The organism is Vibrio sp. 779(2023), from assembly GCF_033344285.1.
Classification (GTDB): domain Bacteria; phylum Pseudomonadota; class Gammaproteobacteria; order Enterobacterales; family Vibrionaceae; genus Vibrio; species Vibrio alginolyticus.
In genome coordinates, this window is the sequence record NZ_JAWPOM010000006.1 from 212,747 (window position 1) to 233,386 (window position 20,640).

Sequence of the window (20,640 nt, forward strand, 5' to 3'; positions counted from 1 at the left end):
TAAATTTACATTTCACTTATTGACGAGCTAGCCACTCGTTTAGAGCGTCCCGAATATCACGCGACACGCCTTCAATCGTCTGTTCTGCGTTAATGATAACGATGGAAGGATCGGCATGAGCAATCTCCAAATAACGCTCACGTGTACGCTCGAAGAAACTAATATCCATCTTCTCTATACGATCTAACTCACCACGCCCACGCGCACGCTCAAGCCCAACACGAGGGTCAATATCCATATAGAGAGTGAGAGCAGGTTTAAAATCACCAAGCGTTGTATCCCGGAGATTTTTCATTAACGATGCGTCAATCTGACGGCCACCACCTTGATAAGCTTGCGACGACATATCGTGTCGGTCACCAACCACCCACTGACCGTTTTCCAAAGCTGGTTTGATCACGTTCTCAACCAACTGAACACGTGCAGCGTACAGAAGAAGCAACTCCGTCATGTCCTTAAGTTCTTCACCTTCGTGCTCTTCTTTCACCAGAGCGCGCATTTTTTCTGCTAGCGGTGTGCCTCCTGGCTCACGGGTATTTACGATATCCTCAATACCGGCCGCTTTTAGCGTATCTAAAACGGTTTTAATCGCAGTGCTTTTACCCGCGCCTTCTAGGCCTTCAACGACAATAAAGTTTGCTTTCATCATTTGTTCTTTCTTAGTTCTCTTAAATAGGCACGAACAGCACGGTTGTGCTCAGCAAGGGATTTCGAGAATACATGTCCGCCCTTTCCACTTGCTACAAAATATAAATAGTTGCTGCTTTCTGGATTCAAAGCCGCTTCAATGGAAGCTTCACCAGCCATCGCAATCGGTGTTGGTGGCAATCCATTGATGGTATAGGTGTTATATGGTGTCGGCGTACGCAAATCTTTCTTACGAATGTTGCCATCGTAGGCGTCACCCATACCATAAATAACTGTCGGATCAGTTTGTAACCGCATGCGTTTGTTCAATCGGTTGATAAACACAGAAGCGACGCGCTCACGCTCAGAATCAATAGCCGTCTCTTTCTCTATGATAGACGCGAGAATCAAGGCTTCATATTTATCCTGTAATGGCAGCTTTTCTTGACGAGCTTCCCAGCTAGCGTCCAGTATTTTATTGAGTTTTCGATGCGCTCGTTTTAATAACTGGCTTTCACTCGTACCCGCTGTGTAATGGTAGGTTTCTGCTAAAAACAACCCTTCTAGCTTTTCTCTCTCAATTCCGAGCTTCGCAGCCATTTCTTTTTCTGAAAGATCGGTTAAATCATGCTTTAAATAAGGAGCACTTTTTAGTTGATCTACCCATTCAGAAAAGCGGCTGCCTTCAACAAAAGTGATCGCAAACTGGTATTCTTTTCCAGTATTCAGATGCTCCAATGTTTGCGAAAGCGACATACCAGGCTCAAGTTGGTAAGTACCCGCTCGCACCTGCAACAATTCTGGATATAAGTGAGGAATTAAACGGATGTACTCCGATGTTTCAATCACCTCATCTTCAACTAAGGCGCGCATGACATGATGAAAGCTTGTACCACTTTCTACAGTAAACAGCTGAGGTTGTTCCAATAGAATAGGCTTTTCAACGTATTGTTTAGCCTGTGAAATTATATAAAAAACAGCTGCTGCGCCTATCACTGCGATCAGCACAACAAAAGCCAACAGTTTTTTAATCACGTAGTTAAATTCCCTTGCAGTCGTTGAGTCAATTTTCCTATCGGAAATATAGTCTTAGAGTTCGATGTCACTATGCTGCGAATAGGTGCGATACCTAATATTGAGTTACACATGAAAGCCTCGTCAGCACTCAGCAAATCTGGAAGTATAAAACGCCCCTCGATGACTTCAATATGACTTACTTTAAGTAACTCAAGCACCTTACGACGCATTACGCCCGTAACGCCTGATAAGGTCAGCTCCGGCGTAAATACTTTATTACCTTTAACCCAAAAAAGGTTGGCCATTGTAGTTTCAATGACATGGTTTTGCACATTTAACGTTATTGCATCTGCAAACTCTGTATTGTCGATTTCAGCCTTGGCGAGAATCTGCTCTAAACGGTTGTTGTGCTTATGTCCAGCAAGTAAAGGTTGAATCCCTAGACGAGTATTACAAACGCCCAAGTCCACACCTTGTTCTTGCCAAGATGAATAATGAGAAGGAAACGCAAAATTGGAAATCGTCACGATAGGGCCTTCAATCCCATTAGGGCTATACCCTCGCCCGCCAATACCGCGGCTAACGTGAATCTTCACCCCCGCTCGTGCGTCAGATAAAACCGCTTTGCTTGCCCAATCATGCACAACTTTCCAGTCAGGTGAAGAGATCTTCAAAGCGTCAAGGCAAGCACTCATGCGCTCAGTATGTTCTTGCCAGTAAACCAACTCTCCATTTTGGGTCAGGATGGTGGTAAAGCCTCCATCACCGTATTGGAATGAGCGATCACCTAGCTCTACATGCGTTTGCGGAACTCCATTTACCCAAAACATTCACGTACCTTCAAATTAGCAGACAACAAATAAAACAAAACGGCTCAATGCTAAGCATCGAGCCGTTAGAATACAAGTTTCGCTTATCTAAATTAGGTTAGATAGTGTTACTCAGCGAACTTCTTGAAGATCAAAGAACCGTTTGTACCACCAAAGCCAAACGAGTTACAGATAGCGTACTCCATACCTTCAACTTTGCGCGCTGTATGCGGCACAAGGTCGATGTCTAGACCTTCTTCTGGATCATCAAGGTTAATGGTTGGCGGAACAATTTGGTCAACCAAAGACATAACCGTGATAATTGCTTCAACAGAGCCAGCAGCACCTAATAGGTGACCCGTCATCGACTTAGTTGAAGACACAAGAACTTGCTTCGCACCTTCTTCACCAAGAGCACGTTTCACGCCCTTGATTTCTGCAACATCACCAGCAGGAGTAGAAGTACCGTGAGCATTCACATAACCTACTTGAGTACCTGTGATGTTAGCGTCACGCATCGCCGCTTCCATCGCAAGTGCACCACCAGAGCCGTCTTCGCTTGGAGATGTCATGTGGTAAGCATCACCAGACATACCAAAACCAACCAGTTCTGCGTAAATCTTCGCGCCACGTGCTTTTGCGTGTTCGTACTCTTCAAGCACCATCATGCCAGCACCATCACCTAGAACAAAACCATCACGGCCTTTATCCCATGGGCGAGACGCTTTTTGAGGCTCTTCATTACGAGTAGATAGTGCTTTAGCTGCACCGAAGCCAGCCATGCCAAGAGGCGTAGAAGCTTTTTCTGCACCACCAGCAACCATCGCATCTGCATCGCCGTAGGCAATCATACGTGCTGCATGGCCGATATTATGCAGGCCAGTAGTACATGCGGTAGAAATCGCGATATTTGGACCACGAAGACCACGCATGATAGATAGGTTACCTGCAACCATGTTTACAATGGTCGAAGGAACAAAAAATGGGCTAACTTTGCGAGGGCCTTTGTCTACTAATGCAGTATGGCCAGTTTCGATAAGGTCAAGACCGCCAATGCCTGAGCCGATAGCAACACCAACTCGAGCCGCATTTTCTTCGGTAATTTGTAAGCCAGAGTTATCAAGAGCTTGAATACCCGCTGCAATGCCGTACTGGATGAAAAGGTCCATCTTACGAGCATCTTTTTTAGACATGTACTCTGTGCAATCGAAATCTTTAACAAGACCTGCAAAACGAGTTGAGAAGTTCGTAGTATCAAAGTGCTCGATATTTACGATACCACTTTGACCTTCTAGCAGGGCTTTCCAAGATGATTCTACTGTGTTGCCTACCGGTGACAACATACCCATGCCAGTGACAACTACACGACGCTTGGACACGATATAATTCTCCGGGAATTGAATATTTCTATGAGAGGATAGAAGAAGTTAGAAAGAACACAGGCGGTCTAGGAGACCGCCTGGGAGAGCTAATTACTGAGCGCTGTTTACGTAGTCGATTGCAGCTTGAACAGTAGTGATCTTCTCAGCTTCTTCGTCAGGAATCTCAGTGTCGAATTCCTCTTCTAGAGCCATAACTAGTTCTACAGTGTCTAGAGAATCAGCACCTAGATCGTCAACGAAAGAAGCTTCGTTTTTAACTTCTGCTTCGTCTACACCTAGCTGTTCAACAATGATTTTCTTTACGCGTTCTTCGATGTTGCTCATTTTTCTTTTCCTTTACAGATTTCGCCTAATGCGATGATTCCGTAGTTTATTCGAACTATTGAAAGTTGCAAGGGGGTCCTTGCTGGTCAAACCACAAAATTAGCGAATTTAACCGAATTTCAATACATTTTTGACTTAAATCATGCACAAATCTTGCGCATAAGCATGACAAGTTCATGACAGTTAACTGCAACTATAGGCTATTTTTCACAATGTAAAATAGCTTATTTTGCATAAACTGTCGCATTAAACCATGTACATGCCACCATTTACATGCAAAGTTTCACCAGTAATGTACGCTGCTTCAGGAGAAGCAAGGAAAACTACTGCTGATGCAATTTCACGTGGGTCACCTAAACGACCTGCTGGCACGTTCGACAATGTTGCCGCACGTTGGTCATCATTTAGTGCCTTAGTCATGTCAGTTTCGATGAAACCAGGAGCAACAGTGTTCACTGTTACACCACGAGACGCAACTTCACGAGCCATTGATTTAGTAAAACCAATCACGCCCGCTTTCGCTGCTGCGTAGTTAGTTTGACCAGCATTACCCATGGTACCAACAACAGAGCCTACGTTGATGATACGACCCGCACGTTTTTTCATCATACCGCGTAAAACCGCTTTAGACATGCGGTAGATTGGCGTTAGGTTGGTATCGATGATGTCGTTCCACTCATCATCTTTCATGCGCATCAATAGGTTGTCACGAGTAATACCAGCGTTATTCACCAGAATATCGATCACACCAAATTCTTCGTTGATCGTTTTTAATGTCGCTTCGATAGACTCGACATCAGTCACGTTAAGCGCTAAGCCTTTACCGTTATCACCAAGATACTCGCTGATAGCAGCCGCACCACTTTCAGAAGTAGCAGTACCGATAACCGTAGCACCTCGCTCGACAAGAAGTTCCGCGATCGCGCGGCCAATACCACGGCTTGCGCCGGTAACTAGCGCGATCTTACCTTCTAGATTCATCATGTTGTGTTTCCTTTTCTTATCGCAAATTTATCGCTTGATGGATTACTTCGCAGCGTCTAGCGATGCGATATCATTCACTGCGGCTGCAGTTAGCGTTTTCACGATACGTTTTGTTAGACCTGTTAAAACTTTACCAGGACCAAGCTCAAGAAGATTTTCTACGCCTTGTTCGTGCATCAGTTCAACTGTCTCAGTCCAACGAACTGGGCTATGTAGCTGACGAACAAGCGCATCTTTGATTTTTGCAGGATCTGTCTCAGCAACCACATCAACGTTGTTGATAACTGGCAGCTGTGGTGAGTTAAATTCGATAGACTCGAGAGCTACAGCAAGTTTTTCCGCTGCTGGCTTCATAAGTGCACAGTGTGAAGGTACTGAAACAGGAAGAGGAAGCGCACGCTTCGCACCAGCTTCTTTACATAGCGCACCAGCTCGCTCTACTGCGTCTTTGCTACCAGCGATAACGACTTGACCAGGCGAGTTAAAGTTTACTGGAGAGACCACTTCGCCTTGCGCTGCGTCTTCACACGCTTTTGCAATCGCATCATCAGCCAAACCGATAATCGCGTACATTGCGCCAGTACCAGCTGGTACTGCTTCTTGCATAAGTTGACCACGTAATTCAACCAGCTTGATGGCTTCTTTAAAGTCAATAACACCCGCACATACAAGTGCTGAGTACTCACCTAGGCTGTGACCGGCTAGGTTTGCTGGTTGCTCTAAGCCAAGTTCCTGCCATACACGCCAGATTGCAACAGATGAAGCTAGCAAAGCTGGTTGAGTACGGAAAGTCTCGTTTAAATCTTCTGCAGGTCCATTTTGAACAAGCGCCCATAGATCGTAACCTAGTGCGTCAGATGCTTCTGCAAATGTTTGTTTTACTACGTCATATTGTTCGCCTAGTTCTGCAAGCATACCTACAGCTTGAGAACCTTGACCTGGAAATACGATAGCAAACTTGCTCATGTTGTTTTCCTTTAAGCAAAGTAAAAAGAAATAAGATGCACCAAGTGCACCTTAAATTTTGAATTCTTGTGAAACTTAGAACTTCACAAGGGCCGAGCCCCAAGTGAATCCGCCGCCAAACGCTTCAAGAAGCAGAGTTTGACCGCGTTTAATACGACCATCACGTACCGCTTCATCTAGTGCTGTTGGCACCGTCGCAGCTGATGTGTTGCCGTGTTTATCAAGTGTAATCACGACTTGGTCTAGTGACATCGAAAGTTTCTTCGCTGTCGCTGAAATAATGCGGTAGTTCGCTTGGTGCGGCACTAGCCAGTCTAGTTCAGACTTATGCATGTTGTTGGCTTCAAGCGTATCTTTTACTAGTTTCGATAGCTGAGTGACAGCGACTTTGAATACTTCGTTCCCAGCCATATGAAGCCATTTATCCGCATCTTGCCCCCGCACAGGTACAGGTAGGCTTAGAAGCTCTCCGAATTGACCATCCGAGTATATGTGGGTAGAGATAATGCCAGGCTCTTGGCTAGCGCCTACGACAACGGCTCCGGCACCATCACCAAATAGGATAATGGTTGAACGGTCTGTCGGATCACACGTTTTAGACAAAGCATCTGAACCAATCACAAGTACGTTTTTGCACATACCAGATTTGATATGTTGGTCTGCAACAGATAATGCGTACACAAAACCAGAACAAGCAGCGGCTAAGTCAAAAGCTGGACAACCTTTAATGCCAAGCTTTGCCTGCACCTGACACGCAGATGAAGGGAAAGTATGGCTACTGCTCGTTGTGGCTACGATAATCAGGTCGATATCGTTTTTATCAATACCCGCCATATCGATAGCGTTTTCAGCTGCGTAGAATGCCATGTCTGCTACAGTCTCGTTTTCTGCAGCAATTCGACGCTCTTTAATACCCGTGCGAGCAACGATCCACTCATCACTTGTATCTACCATTTTCTCTAGATCTGCGTTTGTACGCACCTGAGATGGCAGGTAGCTGCCAGTACCTAAAATTTTGCTATACATGAAGACTAATAATGCCTCTCGAGTAAAACCGCTTCCAAACGATCGCTAATACGGCTTGGTACTTGTCGTTTGACCTCGTGTACTGCCTCGCCAAGTGCATTGACAATCGCAGATACATCCGCACTTCCATGGCTTTTTATGACAATGCCGCGCAATCCTAGCAAACTTGCGCCGTTATACTGGTCGGGGTTCAGTGTTTTTAGTTCATTAAACAGCCTAGAAAACAACTTTCTAGCTATCCAACCCTTTATCGTTGATGCCATTATGCTGGTTTTAATTTTTTCGATAAAAAGTTGAGCTGTTCCCTCACTGGCTTTTAAGCATACGTTGCCGACAAATCCATCACAAACAATGACGTCAGCAACATCATGCAAAATTTGATTACCTTCAATATAACCGACAAAGTTAATCGCATCGGTCTGAGAAAGCATTTCTGCGCAACGTTTGACTAAATCGTTACCTTTAATCTCTTCTGCGCCAATATTGAGTACAGCAACGCGAGGAGGACGACCCAAGTGTTCTTCAGCTAATGCACTGCCCATTACAGCAAATTGGAACAAGCTATCAGCATCGCACGATACATTCGCCCCCAGATCTAGCATCCAAGTGCGCTTTCCGGTAATCGTCGGTAAAGCGGAAACTAAAGCAGGACGTTCAATGCCAGGAAGTAACTTAAGAATGAAACGCGATAGTGCCATTAATGCACCGGTGTTGCCACCACTAACACAAGCATCCGCTTTCTGCTCAGAAACCAAATCGATAGCCATACGCATAGAACTATTTTGGCTATTACGCAACGCCAATGAAGGTTTTTCTGAGTTCGAGATAACTTTCTCGCTGTGAAGAATAGTCAAGCGGGAACTGGTCGAGGTACCGAGTTGAGATAATTGAGACGTGATCAGAGATTGATCACCAATAAGAATCACTTTTAGCTCTGGGAAATGAGACAGTGCCTGCACGGCGGCAGGCACTGTTACGCGTGGACCGAAATCCCCGCCCATTGCATCAAGTGCAACGGTAATACTTTGCAAAGGTTCAACCTTACTTGTTGATAACCTTTTGACCACGGTAGTAACCTTCAGCAGTTACGTTGTGGCGTAGGTGAGTTTCACCAGAAGTCGCGTCTACAGATAGAGCAGCTGTAGTTAGCGCATCGTGTGAACGACGCATACCGCGCTTAGAACGAGTTTTACGGTTTTTCTGTACGGCCATTGACCCTACTCCTATACTATTGGGTTAAAAACCTGAAGAAGAATCGGCTACCACACCTATTACTTTTTCAGACTTTTCAAAACGTCGAATGGATTCGGTTTTTCTTCCTCAATTTCTTCAGGAATCTCACCAAAAACCATGTTATTTGAATCAACGCTACAATCCGCTTCATCGTGCATCGCAATTTGAGGTAATGCTAAGATGAACTCGTCTTCAACAAGTTGTATGAGGTCTAATTCACCATATTCATTTAGATCTACCAAATCATAAATTTCTGGTGCTTCCTGTTCTGTTTTCTCACCGTAGTAAGGAGTAGAAAGGAATTCAACTTCGCACTCATGTGCGAATACCTCATTACAACGCTGACACTCTAAATCGACTTCGATGTTAGCTTTACCAGAGATAACAACGAGTCGCTGTTCATCCATCCCAAATGACAATGAGACTTCTGCGTCGCGTTTTACGCCTTCAGTTGTTTCCACTAAGCGCTTGAAAAGACTAGCTTGGATGATGCCATCGTAATCCAATCGTTTCTGTGCAGCTTTAGCTGGGTCAACCGTTCGCGGTATTTTTACCTTTTGCATAGGGCGCGAATATTATCTTCCAAATCAAAATTAGTCAAAGAAAAAGGCAAAAAAGTTGTACTTTTTTGCGCTTAACATACAGAGCATTAGCCAGAATCATTTTTGATCGATTATCCTATTGGAAATGCTCCCACGAATTGTAATTCAAAATGAAAAATTACCAACTGGTTTTAGCCTCAACTTCCCCTTTTCGTAAACAACTGCTTGAAAAGCTCTCACTACCATTCGTTTGTTTATCACCTGATTGCGATGAAACACCTTTTGACCAAGAAACGCCAACTGAACTTGTGCAGAGACTGGCCCAAGAGAAAGCAATATCTTGCCAGACGGATAAAGCAAGTTTAGTTATCGGCAGTGACCAAGTTTGTGTCATTAATGGTGAAATCGTTGGCAAGCCTTTAAATAGAGATAACGCGATAAATCAACTTTTGGCTCAAAGTGGAAAAGTCATCACTTTCTATACTGGTCTTGCGGTACATAACACCGTCACAAACCATACAGAAGTCGGCTTTGATTCTTTCGAGGTGCACTTTAGAGATTTAACGCTTGAACAAATCAAACGCTACGTCGACAGGGAAGAACCTTTTTACTGCGCAGGCAGCTTTAAAAGCGAAGGCATGGGAATTTGCTTGTTTACGAAATTAGTTGGTAAAGACCCGAACACACTTGTCGGACTACCATTGATTGATTTGATTGATATGTTGCATGTTCAAGGACTCGATGTCCTTTAACCCAAATACGATAAAAGGGAGCCACAGGCTCCCTTTTGCATCCGCGAGGAAAACATGGTTACGCGTTTCTTAAACCCGCCAACACTTTTTCTAGTTTCGGTTCCATCGGTGCGTTGATTTCCATCCACTCATCATTTGATGGGTGTTGGAACTTGATGTTTGCCGCGTGTAGGAACAAACGATCTAAACCAACTTGACCTGTGTAAGCGTCAAAGCGACGATCACCGTAGCGATCATCCCAAGCGATTGGGTGACCAGTGTATTGCGTATGAACTCGGATTTGGTGAGTTCGACCAGTAATCGGACTCGCCTGAATCAATGTAGCTTGTTCGAACTTTTCCAAAATCTTAAAACGCGTTTCTGACGGCTTACCATTAGGGTTAACACGAACAATACTGTTCACTTCGTTTTTGAGCAGTGGCGCGTTCACAACCTTACAACTGCTTTTCCATTGCCCCATGACAAGAGCTAAGTAAAACTTCTTTACTGTCTTTTCACGAAACTGGGCTTGCAAGTGACGAAGTGCAGAACGCTTCTTAGCAACCAGCAAAATCCCTGAAGTATCACGGTCAATACGATGCACAAGTTCAAGAAAGCGAGCTTGAGGACGCAGAGCCCTAAGCGCTTCAATCGCACCAAACTTTAAACCACTGCCACCATGCACAGCGGTGCCAGATGGTTTGTTTAGAATCAACATATGATCATCTTCGAAGATAATCATATTTTCCAACTCAGCGACTTTGTTAAGTTTCGTACTTGGTGCGACATCGTCATCTTTTTTCTCGACGGTCACCGGTGGAATACGAACGAGATCGCCTGCTTTTAACTTGTACTCTGCTTTTATACGCTTTTTATTTACGCGCACTTCGCCCTTACGCACAATTCGGTAAATCATGCTTTTAGGAATGTCTTTTAATTGGTTGCGCAAAAAATTATCAATGCGCTGACCCGCCATATCTTCGTCGATATCGACGAACTGGACTTTTGTTCTTATTTCGTTCATGGGCGGTATTGTAAACTCAATTTCGTGCGACTTCACATTATTCTTGTCGTAAAAGAAACACTCCGTGGCACATACTGGTCTAAATTTCGCCAAGCTTTTGTTTAAATTATTAAAACTCTCAATCAAGTTCTCAATTTGTTTTCTGTCTTGAACAGTTTGCACATCTCAATTGCTTATGAAACAGCCAGTTATAAAATAGAAATTTTGAGTTTAGCGGCAAATTTTCTATCGTTTGCGTGAAAGCAGATTGCTGATAGCCACGCGCACTGCTATAGTTCACAGCTGCTAAGGAAGGTTTGGTTACATTTTATTCATTACCAATCATTTATCCTCAAGCAATGTGAGTAGATCGTTGAAGGTCGAGTGCAGCATTGGCGTGAGACACATCGAATTCAACACTCTTGCCACCCTACTCCTCGCATATTCACGTTGAGTACCTACCGCCCAAATAGCGGGTCACAAGTCTACGTTTCCAACAGAAACCACAAGAGGCTTGTGATGACTGAAGTGCCCGAGAGCATCCCCTTCCAGCCGGGAGGCTGCAAAATACAAGCCATGGGATCAGGCACCGTGAAAGAGCGAAAAAACAGTGGCAAGTCGACAAGAAAGATATAAAAGAAAAGACAACGAGAATTTTCAATGAAAAGAATGTTAATTAACGCAACTCAAAAAGAAGAGTTGCGTGTCGCTCTGGTTGATGGCCAGCGACTTTTCGATCTTGATATCGAGAGTCCAGGACATGAATCTAAAAAAGCGAATATCTACAAAGGACGTATCACACGTATCGAACCAAGCTTAGAAGCCGCATTTGTTGATTACGGCGCCGAGCGTCACGGTTTCCTCCCTCTCAAAGAAATTGCCCGCGAATATTTCCCTGAAGGTTACACCTACCAAGGTCGTCCAAGCATCAAAGAAGTGCTAACGGAAGGCCAAGAAGTTATCGTTCAAGTGGAAAAAGAAGAACGTGGAAGCAAGGGCGCTGCTCTTACTACTTTCATTTCTCTTGCTGGTAGTTACCTTGTTCTGATGCCTAACAACCCTCGTGCTGGCGGTATTTCTCGTCGAATCGAAGGTGACGAGCGTACTCAACTAAAAGCCGCATTAAGTACTTTGGAACTGCCTCAGGGCATGGGCCTAATCGTACGTACTGCTGGCGTTGGCAAGAGTGCTGAAGAGCTTGAGTGGGATTTGAATGTACTACTTAACCACTGGGGTGCAATCAAAGGTGCAGCGGACTCTAACCCTGCTCCATTCTTAATCCACCAAGAAAGTAACGTTATCGTTCGTGCAATCCGTGACTATTTGCGTCGTGATATTGGCGAAATCTTAATTGATAGCAACACCATCTACGAACGTGCAAAAGAGCACATTCAATTGGTGCGCCCTGATTTCCTTAACCGCGTTAAGAAATATGAAGGCGAAGTTCCACTATTCAGCCACTACCAAATCGAAAGCCAAATTGAATCGGCTTTCCAACGTGAAGTGCGTCTGCCATCTGGCGGTTCTATTGTTATTGACCCGACTGAGGCACTAACGTCTATCGATATCAACTCTGCTCGTGCAACCAAGGGCGGTGATATTGAAGAAACAGCCCTAAACACGAACCTAGAAGCAGCCGACGAAATTGCTCGCCAGTTACGTCTACGTGACTTGGGTGGCTTAGTGGTTATCGACTTTATCGATATGACACCTGTTCGCCACCAACGAGAAGTAGAAAACCGTCTACGTGAAGCCGTTCGTCTTGATCGCGCTCGTGTACAAATCGGTCGTATTTCTCGCTTTGGTTTGTTGGAGATGTCACGTCAACGTTTAAGCCCTTCTCTAGCAGAAGCAAGCCACCACATCTGTCCTCGCTGTAGCGGTACTGGAGTCGTTCGCGACAACGAATCTCTAGCACTTTCTGTACTTCGTTTAATCGAAGAGGAAGCACTGAAAGACAATACAGCGCAAGTTCTCGCAGTTGTACCTGTGCCAATCGCTTCTTACTTGTTGAACGAAAAACGTCGTTCAGTTAACCATATCGAACGCATTCAAGAAGTGAAGATTACGGTTGTTCCAAACTCTGACATGGAAACGCCGCACTTCGAAGTTATCCGTGTTCGTGAAGGTGAAGAGTTCGATCTGATTTCTTACCTACTTCCTAAAAAACTGGAAGCAATGAAAGAAGCGGAAGGTAAAGAGCCAGCGGAAGTTGACGTAAAACCAAAACGAATTGAAGAGCCAGTTCTTAAAGGCTTTGCGGCTCCGTCTCAAACCGCACCTGCACCAGCAGCTAAACCAGCTCCTGAGGCGAAGAAGAAAGAACAAAACGTTGAACAAGAAGAGAAACCTGGATTGTTCAGCCGTCTGTTTAAAGCACTTGGTAGCTTCCTATTCGGTGGTTCTGAAGAAACAAAAGAAGAACAGAAACCTCAGGAAGAGAAAAAACCAAATCGCGATAATCGACGTAACAAACGTGATCGTAACGATCGTCGTCGCAATAACAACCAGCGCGATAATCGTGATAACCGCGACAATCGCGATAACCGACGTCGTCGTAAGCCTCGTGATGAGCAGGCTAATGAGCAAAACGAAGCTCAACAACAAACAAATAAACCGCAAAACCGTAACCAAAAGCGTAAACCTAAAGCTCAACAGGCAGATAAAGCCCAAGAGCAGAAAGCAAACGCAAAAGTAGCGGAAAAAGGTCTGCAGCTAGCAGCGGAAGCTCGTACTGAAACAAAACCAGAAGAGAGCAAACCGAAGCAGCAAAATGCGAAAGCAGAAAAAGTGAAAGAGCGCCGCCAACGTCGCAAATTGAACAAGTCTGTACGCGTTAAGGACCAAGAAGCTATTGAGAAGAAAGCCGAAGAAACAGCGGTTAAGACTCAAGAAACGGTTGAAACCAAAGTTGAGAAGCCAACAGAAGCAACGGTAGAAGCACAACAAGACAACAAGCAAGCAGAGTCTAAGCAACGTCGTAACCGTCGTTCGCCACGTCACCTGCGTGCAAGCGGCCAGCGTCGTCGCCGTGGCCGTGATCGCCGCCCTAACCCGTTCCGCCTACGTAAGGGAGGTGTCGCTTCTCCTGAAATGGCTATGGGTAAAGTAATGCCACGTTACATTCCGAAACCAGCACCTAAGAAGGAAGAGCGAGTTAAGGAAGAAGCTGTAGCAGCAGTACCTACAATCCAAGGTGGCTTTGCGTGTCCAGAAATGGCAATGGGTAAAGTGATTATTCGTCGCGAGCAACCTGTCGTAACAGATGCGCCAGTTGTTGAACACAAGGTTCAAGAAACCGTTGAAGCGAAAGTGGAAGCTCCAGTAGTAGAAGCACCCGTTGTGGAAGCACCTGTTGTTGAAACAGTAATCGCAGAAAAAGCTGAATCGGCAGTAGTAGAAACAGCATCGGTAGAGCCTATCGTTGACACTCCTGTAACTGAACATGCTGAACCGGTTGATGTCATCGTAGAAACGGCACCTGCTGAAGAGCCTATCGTTGAAGCAGCAAAAGAGATTGCAGCCGAAGCGCCAGTAGATAAACCAGAGCCTAAAGTCGAAGCCATTAAAGTTGCGGCTAAGCTAAACGCTAGCGCACCGATGACGAAAGCACCTGGCCCTCAAGAGCTACGCGAAATCACGGTTGCAGCAGCACCGTTCAAAACCGAACGTTACCAAGCTAAAGGTGCTGGTAGCCAAGTGGCTAAAAACCGTGCATCGGCAGAGATGACAAAGCCTAACTTTAACTAGGCTAAATCATTACGTTCAACTGCTTAACGGCATAAATAAATTAAAGGCTACCATCTGGTAGCCTTTTTTATCTTCATATTTGCCCAATAAATTGTTCATATAAATACCAATTCGTGATCACATTTGTACGCCATTATTCGTATCATTCTTGAACTTAATCACACTTTTCGGTAGCATGCGCCGACTCAAGTTTTCGACACCATTCTGATGCTGCTCTTTTAATACTACGGTTTACACTGCAATGTTTGATTAAAAATCAACCTTCCAGTGGCTTGTGCAAATACGAATATGTGTCGGGTTTAACTCATTGCAAAGAGAACTTAAAAACAAACATGTTCGAATTTCCCCAATTTTCTAAGCACTCCGTAAAAAATGATGTGCTATCAGGCTTAACCGTTGCGCTAGCATTGGTTCCTGAAGCTGTCGCATTTGCGTTCGTCGCAGGCGTAGATCCGATGGTCGGTCTTTACGCTGCATTCATCGTTGGTCTTATTACTTCCATTTTCGGTGGTCGTCCTGGCATGATTTCTGGTGCAACAGGTGCCATGGCAGTCGTAATGGTTTCGCTTGTCGCGACTCACGGTGTCCAGTACCTATTCGCAGCCATCATGCTCGCTGGTATTCTTCAAATTGCCGCTGGTATGTTTAAATTGGGTAAGTTCATCCGTATCGTGCCTCACCCTGTGATGATTGGTTTTGTGAACGGTCTGGCTATTGTTATCTTCCTAGCTCAGTTGGGTCAGTTTAAAGCGCCAGATATCAACGGCATGCTTACTTGGCTACCACAAGACCAAATGCTACTAATGCTTGGTTTGGTTGCGCTAACTATGGCAATCATTCACTTTCTACCAAAAATCACAACGGCTGTACCCTCTTCACTTGTTGCAATCGTAACGGTGACTGCTTTAGTGGTTGGTTTGGATCTGGAAACTCGTACTGTTGTTGACTTCCTGCGTACAATGTCTGGTGATGAAGCGGCAACACTCGCAGGTTCACTGCCGACCTTCTCTATTCCGGCGGTGCCATTTACGCTAGAAACTCTACAAATCATTCTTCCATACGCGATCATTCTAGCGGCCATTGGTCTAATTGAATCTCTACTAACACTGACAGTTTTAGATGAGATGACGAATACTCGTGGTCAATCTAACCGCGAATGTATCGGTCAAGGTATGGCAAACATGACGTGTTCTGTGTTTGGCGCAATGGGTGGTTGTGCGATGATTGGTCAGTCGATGATCAACGTAAACTCAGGTGGTCGCGGCCGTCTATCTGGTATCGTTGCGGCTATCGCTCTATTGATGTTTATCTTATTCGCTTCTTCGCTAATTGAAATGATCCCACTCGCTGCTCTGGTTGGTGTGATGTTCATGGTTGTCATTGGTACATTCGAATGGGCAACATTTAAGCTAGCACGCCGCGTACCGAAGCAAGACTTCTTCGTTATTGTTCTTGTGACCGTTGTTACTGTTCTTACTGACCTTGCTGTTGCCGTAGCGGTTGGTGTTATCGTTTCTGCATTAATGTTTGCATGGCAACACGCTAAGCACATCTATGCCGACACGTGCTTAAACGAGGAAGGTTCAAAAGAGTACAAGATTCACGGCCCTATTTTCTTTGGCTCTGCGGCTAACTTCCTGGAGTTGTTTAACGCGCCTGAAGATCCAAAAGATGTGATTGTCGATTTTGCAGACTCTCGCGTGACAGATCACTCTGCAATTGAAGCCATTGAAACACTGGCTGAGCGTTACAATGCTCAAGGTAAAACGCTGCACCTTCGTCACCTAAGCCCAGATTGTCGTAAACTTTTGGACAAAGCTGGCAGCTTGGTTGAAATTAACGTGAAGGAAGACCCAAGCTACAAAGTCGCAACCGACATACTAGCGGGTTAACACGAATAAAAAGGGATGAGCTGAGCTCATCCCTTTTTCTATTGTCTTCAAGTACGGTGATTATAGCTTCTTCAAAATTGCGTCTGATGCCTCTTCGATTAAATCAAGCACCAGTTCAAAGCCATCTTCCCCACCATAATATGGGTCCGGGACTTCGTCGTAAACTGACTCAGAATGACTTAAAAATAACGATACTTTGTGTCGATACTTCAACGGACAAATATCCAATAAATCGGCCAAATTTGCTTTATCTGCGGCTAATATAAGGTCAAACTTTTCAAAGTCATCAATGGTGACTTGGCGCGCTTGCATTCCTTTAAAAGAATAACCTCGCTGCTTTCCTGCTGCCATCGCTCTTGAATCCGGTCGGTTTCCTGCGTGGTAGCCAATTGTACCTGCCGAATCAACCTCTACTTCAACGCCTAGCTTTTGAGCTTTCGCTCTTAACACTGCCTCTCCAGTTGGTGACCGACAAATGTTTCCCATACAAACAACAAGTATTTTCTTCATTTTATTCCCTGAATTATCGGTGGTTTTTCTTCACGATATGTTGGTCTATCATAGCGAGATAAATCAATGAACCCAAATTAGCTTGGGCACAGCACGAAAAGGAATTAAGGAAGTATTATGTCTATCGAAGAAAATAAAGAAGCACGCCATAAAGCTCGCCAACAAAAAGTCAAAGAACAGGTAGACGCAAAAATCGCTGCTGCTCAAGAGGAAAAAGGTCTGCTACTGATCATTACCGGAAATGGTAAAGGTAAATCGACATCAGGATTCGGTACGATCGCACGCGCAGTGGGTCATGGTTTGAATTGTGCTGTCGCGCAGTTTATTAAAGGTACTTGGGACAACGGTGAGCGCAACCTACTTGAGAAACTCGGCGTTGAATTCCAAGTAATGGCGACCGGCTTTACATGGGAAACTCAAAACAAAGCCGCTGATACCGAAGCAGCGCAAGGCGTATGGCAAGAATGTAAACGCATGCTGCAAGACGACTCTATCGATGTCATCTTGTTTGACGAGCTAACTTATATGGTGAGCTACGGCTACATCGACTTAGACGAAGTGGTCGAAGCACTGAGCAACCGACCTAAAATGCAGTCGGTTATTATTACTGGGCGTGGCGCACATCGAACCCTGATTGAAATGGCCGATACCGTTTCTGAAGTGAAAAATGTAAAGCACGCATTTGAATCTGGCGTAAAAGCCCTCAAAGGCGTCGATTGGTAACACTCGCAGAGTAATTTAAAAAGGGTTGGCAAAATGCCAACCCTTTTGATTTTCACGCACGGTTAGTTGAAAAGATTCTTCAATAAACCATCGACCGCATCTTTGGTTTTCTCGTCTTTGATTTTGTCCGTTAGCTTCTCTACGCCACGATCGATTTCTTTCTGAGCTTTCTGCTTCAGAACATCATCGAATACGAGCTTGAATTTAGGTTCTGCCCACTTACCAGACACATTGATTGGAATCGTGATGTCTTTCAGCTCATCTATATCTTTACCGCCCTGGCCTTCTAGGCTACCTACAACTGACGTGCTGATAGTAAAGTCGACTGTTTCATTGATGTAGTTTGCGGTACCTTTACCACGAACACGTAACAATGGAGACTGAGCTTGCATATTATCCGTTGATACAACACCTTTGTTGAGTTTCAATGTCGCCGTCATCGCACTGAAGTCTGTTTTCTTAGCTTCATTGGTGCCTTCAACTTTTTGCCCTTTAAATTTCGCATAGTTTTCACGAATCAACTGAGCAACGTTGATGCCATTCACCGCACCGTCAGCAAAATTGATAACAACCGTACCAGATAGATTCTTCTTGATACCGGTAGGCGTGAGACTCTTACCTGTAACATTCACATCAATGTTACCTGTCCCTTCAAGTTTGTCGTTTTCAGCAACGTCTATAAGTAGCGGTTGAACTTTCACGCCTTTGATTGACTTTTTAACACTGTAAGTCGCTGGTGATTGGCGTGCATCTAACTTCGCTGTCGCTGAGATTGAGCCTTGGTACAACTTCGAACTAAAAGATGTAAGCTCAAACACGCCACGATTTACAGTGAAGCTCGTTTTTACCGCTTCCATCTTCGCATTTGCCGCTTTGAATTTGTCGATAGTAATGTCACCCTTTACATCTAACGCTTTCAACGCAGACAAATCAGGCTCAACCTCAGGTCCGGCAGGAGCACTCTCGCCACCAGAAGCAGGCTTATTACCTTCGGCAGCTTGCTTATCTAACCCTAAGAACTCATCAAGATCGATATTGGGGCTATGGAGAGCAAAGCGTACTTTAGGAATATCACCGAGTGTCACATCTGCCTTACCATCTAGGGCGATAGCATTCGCTGTTAACTTCTCTAGAACAAAACTCAGATGGTTTTTCGTTAGGTCGAAAGACAGATCAGACACCATGTCGACTTTCATTGGGGACTGAGGTAAAGCATCACCCTCAAAAGTCGATTTAAGAGTTAACTTATCCAACTGTACTTTGCTGATAGCCTTGTCCACGCTAAGTTGACCAGCACCCTGCATATCTAACTTCATACCACCAGCGTCACCCTTAATGGCATAAGTCAGGTTATTTACTTTATCGAATTCAAACGTGTCTAAACCGATCGTTGCCGATTCAATTTTATTGGCAGGGTCAGAGTATGTCGCATCAAAGTTGATGTTCTTTAGCGCGTAGTTTGCCAAACCTTTTTCTAGCTTAAAGTCTGCCTGACCTTTCGCGGTGAACTTTTGGTCGTTCATTTCGCCCTTCACGCCAAAATCAGCCGTTGTCCAGTTGTCAAAAGCGAATTCGGAAAGGTTTAATGAAATATCATAAAGTTTGGTGTAACTACCGGCTTGCTTATCCTGCATTTCTAATGAACCGTTAGAAACCGTAACGCCAGCAAGATTAATACTCCAATCAGAACCAGAAGTTTGCGTTTCACCATTTTGCGTAGGCGCAGTATTGCTCTCTTGTTCTGCTTGTTGTGTTTGGGCTTTCGTCAATGCATCAATATTCTTGCTGCCATCTTTCTTGGTTTCAATGTAGAACTCAGCACCATCAAGCGTGACGTTTCCAATTTCAAGCTGTTGACTAAAAAGTGGCATAACAGAGATGTCTACACCAACGGTATCAACTTTGAATAAATTGGGTTTACTAAAGCCTTGCGGGTTTCGCAATTCTGTATGTCCCAACTCAAAGCCAATCGATGGGAAAAATTGCCAACTGATATCCCCTTCAATCACCAACTCTAATCCCGTTTGCTTTTGCGCTTGCTCAACAATAAGGGGTTTAAACTGATTCGGATTGACGAAGATGGTTAACGCTAAAATTGCGACCAAAATGACCACAATCGGTATTGCTAGAATTAAGAGCAGTTTCTTCATTTGTTTTTCCTTGCTCGAGTGTTTTTACAATTATAAGCGCAGACTCCATTTACCGCTGACAGTTCCACAAAAGCGTGAAAAGTGTCTGGTTTTAACCTGCAACTGACTAATTTAAAAACAAAAAAAGAAGTGGCACTTAAGGTGCCACTTCTTCTCCTAAAAATAAAGCGATATAGCCGTCTATAGGCTTAAGCTTTCAAAAGTCTTGCAATGTGAGCTTTTAATACATCAATTGCGATACGGTTTTTACCACCGCGAGGAACAATAATGTCCGCATATTGCTTAGAAGGTTCGATAAACTGCATGAACATCGGACGTACTGTTTGTTGGTATTGCTTAAGAACAGATTCCATAGTTCGGCCTCGTTCTTCCACATCACGCTTAACACGGCGAAGCAAGCAAATATCTAACGGTGTGTCCATAAATACTGTCGCATGCATCAAATCACGAAGACGAGGGTCTGTAAGAAGAAGGATACCTTCTAGAATGATCACCTTTTTAGGTGTCATTGTGGTGGTGTTAATTGTTCTTGTGTGCTCAGTGTAGCTGTACTCAGGCACTTCTACTGCTTCACCACGTACCAATTTTTCTAGGTGCTCACACAGTAGGTCGTGGTCCAACGCACTCGGGTGATCGTAGTTCGTCTTTACTCGCTCTTCCATGCTTAGGTGGCTTTGGTCGTTGTAGTAGCAATCTTCCGTGATGACACCGATTTGATGATCGCCTACTTTCGCGCGAAGCTCATTATAAATAGTGCTCGCGATCAGACTTTTTCCAGAAGCAGAAGCGCCAGCAATACCTACGATGACGCATTGATTATTATCAGACATTAGTTTGCACCCGATGATGATTTCTAGTCACATAAAAAGATAAACTGCCTGATTATAGGGAGTTCACCCCATAGTTACTAGTTGGAATTAGGGTTTAGTCATAAGTTTCTGCCTGCTCAGAGGATTAACCTCCGAGCAAAC

Annotated in this window: 19 protein-coding genes; 4 read left to right on the plus strand and 15 right to left on the minus strand. The window is 44.5% G+C overall.

Features of this window, described 5'->3' with window-relative positions; all coding sequences use genetic code 11:
* Positions 1-16: 16 nt before the first annotated feature.
* The 11 genes from tmk to yceD form a co-directional block, all read right to left on the minus strand.
* On the minus strand, positions 17-649 hold the full coding sequence (tmk, locus tag R8O70_RS10550; RefSeq protein WP_005387350.1) for a dTMP kinase: 633 nt from the start codon (positions 647-649) through the stop codon (positions 17-19).
* The gene (mltG, locus tag R8O70_RS10555; protein WP_086046933.1) at positions 646-1,662 is read right to left on the minus strand and encodes an endolytic transglycosylase MltG; all 1,017 of its coding nucleotides are present in this window, start codon (positions 1,660-1,662) and stop codon (positions 646-648) included. Before mltG ends, tmk begins: the two co-directional genes overlap by 4 nt.
* Complete coding sequence (pabC, locus tag R8O70_RS10560) at positions 1,659-2,474, minus strand: aminodeoxychorismate lyase (protein WP_206959650.1); 816 nt, start codon at positions 2,472-2,474, stop codon at positions 1,659-1,661. The genes mltG and pabC overlap by 4 nt, the downstream gene beginning before the upstream one ends.
* 107 nt (positions 2,475-2,581) lie before the next feature.
* Positions 2,582-3,832 carry a beta-ketoacyl-ACP synthase II gene (gene fabF / locus R8O70_RS10565; protein WP_005372948.1) on the minus strand — a complete coding sequence of 417 codons (1,251 nt, stop codon included), beginning with the start codon at positions 3,830-3,832 and terminating at the stop codon, positions 2,582-2,584.
* Positions 3,833-3,925: 93 nt separating this feature from the next.
* Entirely contained in the window at positions 3,926-4,159 is a 234-nt protein-coding gene (gene acpP, locus R8O70_RS10570) for an acyl carrier protein (RefSeq protein WP_004406112.1), read from the minus strand.
* Between the two features lie 246 nt (positions 4,160-4,405).
* A complete protein-coding gene (fabG, locus tag R8O70_RS10575; RefSeq protein WP_031781117.1) occupies positions 4,406-5,140 on the minus strand; it encodes a 3-oxoacyl-ACP reductase FabG in 735 nt (244 codons plus the stop codon).
* 45 nt (positions 5,141-5,185) lie between these two features.
* The gene (gene fabD, locus R8O70_RS10580) at positions 5,186-6,109 is read right to left on the minus strand and encodes an ACP S-malonyltransferase (protein ID WP_005387313.1); all 924 of its coding nucleotides are present in this window, start codon (positions 6,107-6,109) and stop codon (positions 5,186-5,188) included.
* Positions 6,110-6,184: 75 nt separating this feature from the next.
* Positions 6,185-7,135: a beta-ketoacyl-ACP synthase III gene (locus R8O70_RS10585; protein WP_017821385.1), complete on the minus strand. Its 951-nt coding sequence runs from the start codon at positions 7,133-7,135 to the stop codon at positions 6,185-6,187.
* Positions 7,136-7,140: 5 nt separating this feature from the next.
* Positions 7,141-8,166 carry a phosphate acyltransferase PlsX gene (gene plsX, locus R8O70_RS10590; protein WP_017633846.1) on the minus strand — a complete coding sequence of 342 codons (1,026 nt, stop codon included), beginning with the start codon at positions 8,164-8,166 and terminating at the stop codon, positions 7,141-7,143.
* A 10-nt stretch (positions 8,167-8,176) separates the two neighbouring features.
* The gene (gene rpmF, locus R8O70_RS10595; protein ID WP_005396978.1) at positions 8,177-8,347 is read right to left on the minus strand and encodes a 50S ribosomal protein L32; all 171 of its coding nucleotides are present in this window, start codon (positions 8,345-8,347) and stop codon (positions 8,177-8,179) included.
* A 59-nt stretch (positions 8,348-8,406) separates the two neighbouring features.
* Entirely contained in the window at positions 8,407-8,931 is a 525-nt protein-coding gene (yceD, locus tag R8O70_RS10600; protein WP_005387307.1) for a 23S rRNA accumulation protein YceD, read from the minus strand.
* A 149-nt stretch (positions 8,932-9,080) separates the two neighbouring features.
* Between yceD and R8O70_RS10605 the strand changes: the two genes are divergently transcribed.
* Positions 9,081-9,662 (plus strand): Maf family protein, encoded by a 582-nt coding sequence (locus tag R8O70_RS10605; protein ID WP_054577644.1) that lies wholly within the window; start codon positions 9,081-9,083, stop codon positions 9,660-9,662.
* Between the two features lie 58 nt (positions 9,663-9,720).
* On the opposite strand, the gene rluC is transcribed toward R8O70_RS10605, so the two are convergent.
* Complete coding sequence (rluC, locus tag R8O70_RS10610) at positions 9,721-10,665, minus strand: 23S rRNA pseudouridine(955/2504/2580) synthase RluC (protein WP_021033985.1); 945 nt, start codon at positions 10,663-10,665, stop codon at positions 9,721-9,723.
* A gap of 639 nt (positions 10,666-11,304) precedes the next feature.
* On the opposite strand from rluC, the gene rne reads away from it, so the two are divergent.
* On the plus strand, positions 11,305-14,394 hold the full coding sequence (gene rne, locus R8O70_RS10615; protein ID WP_318184180.1) for a ribonuclease E: 3,090 nt from the start codon (positions 11,305-11,307) through the stop codon (positions 14,392-14,394).
* A 332-nt stretch (positions 14,395-14,726) separates the two neighbouring features.
* Positions 14,727-16,286 (plus strand): SulP family inorganic anion transporter, encoded by a 1,560-nt coding sequence (locus R8O70_RS10620; RefSeq protein WP_005380840.1) that lies wholly within the window; start codon positions 14,727-14,729, stop codon positions 16,284-16,286.
* A 60-nt stretch (positions 16,287-16,346) separates the two neighbouring features.
* Here R8O70_RS10620 and R8O70_RS10625 read toward each other — a convergent pair whose 3' ends face one another.
* Positions 16,347-16,796: a low molecular weight protein-tyrosine-phosphatase gene (locus tag R8O70_RS10625; protein ID WP_053304232.1), complete on the minus strand. Its 450-nt coding sequence runs from the start codon at positions 16,794-16,796 to the stop codon at positions 16,347-16,349.
* Positions 16,797-16,913: 117 nt separating this feature from the next.
* Between R8O70_RS10625 and cobO the strand changes: the two genes are divergently transcribed.
* Complete coding sequence (cobO, locus tag R8O70_RS10630; protein ID WP_005380837.1) at positions 16,914-17,519, plus strand: cob(I)yrinic acid a,c-diamide adenosyltransferase; 606 nt, start codon at positions 16,914-16,916, stop codon at positions 17,517-17,519.
* A gap of 62 nt (positions 17,520-17,581) precedes the next feature.
* Here cobO and R8O70_RS10635 read toward each other — a convergent pair whose 3' ends face one another.
* Positions 17,582-19,669: an AsmA family protein gene (locus R8O70_RS10635; protein WP_213911074.1), complete on the minus strand. Its 2,088-nt coding sequence runs from the start codon at positions 19,667-19,669 to the stop codon at positions 17,582-17,584.
* Between the two features lie 188 nt (positions 19,670-19,857).
* Positions 19,858-20,499, minus strand: coding sequence for a uridine kinase (udk, locus tag R8O70_RS10640; RefSeq protein WP_005380833.1), 642 nt, complete (start codon positions 20,497-20,499; stop codon positions 19,858-19,860).
* Between the last annotated feature and the right edge of the window lie 141 nt (positions 20,500-20,640).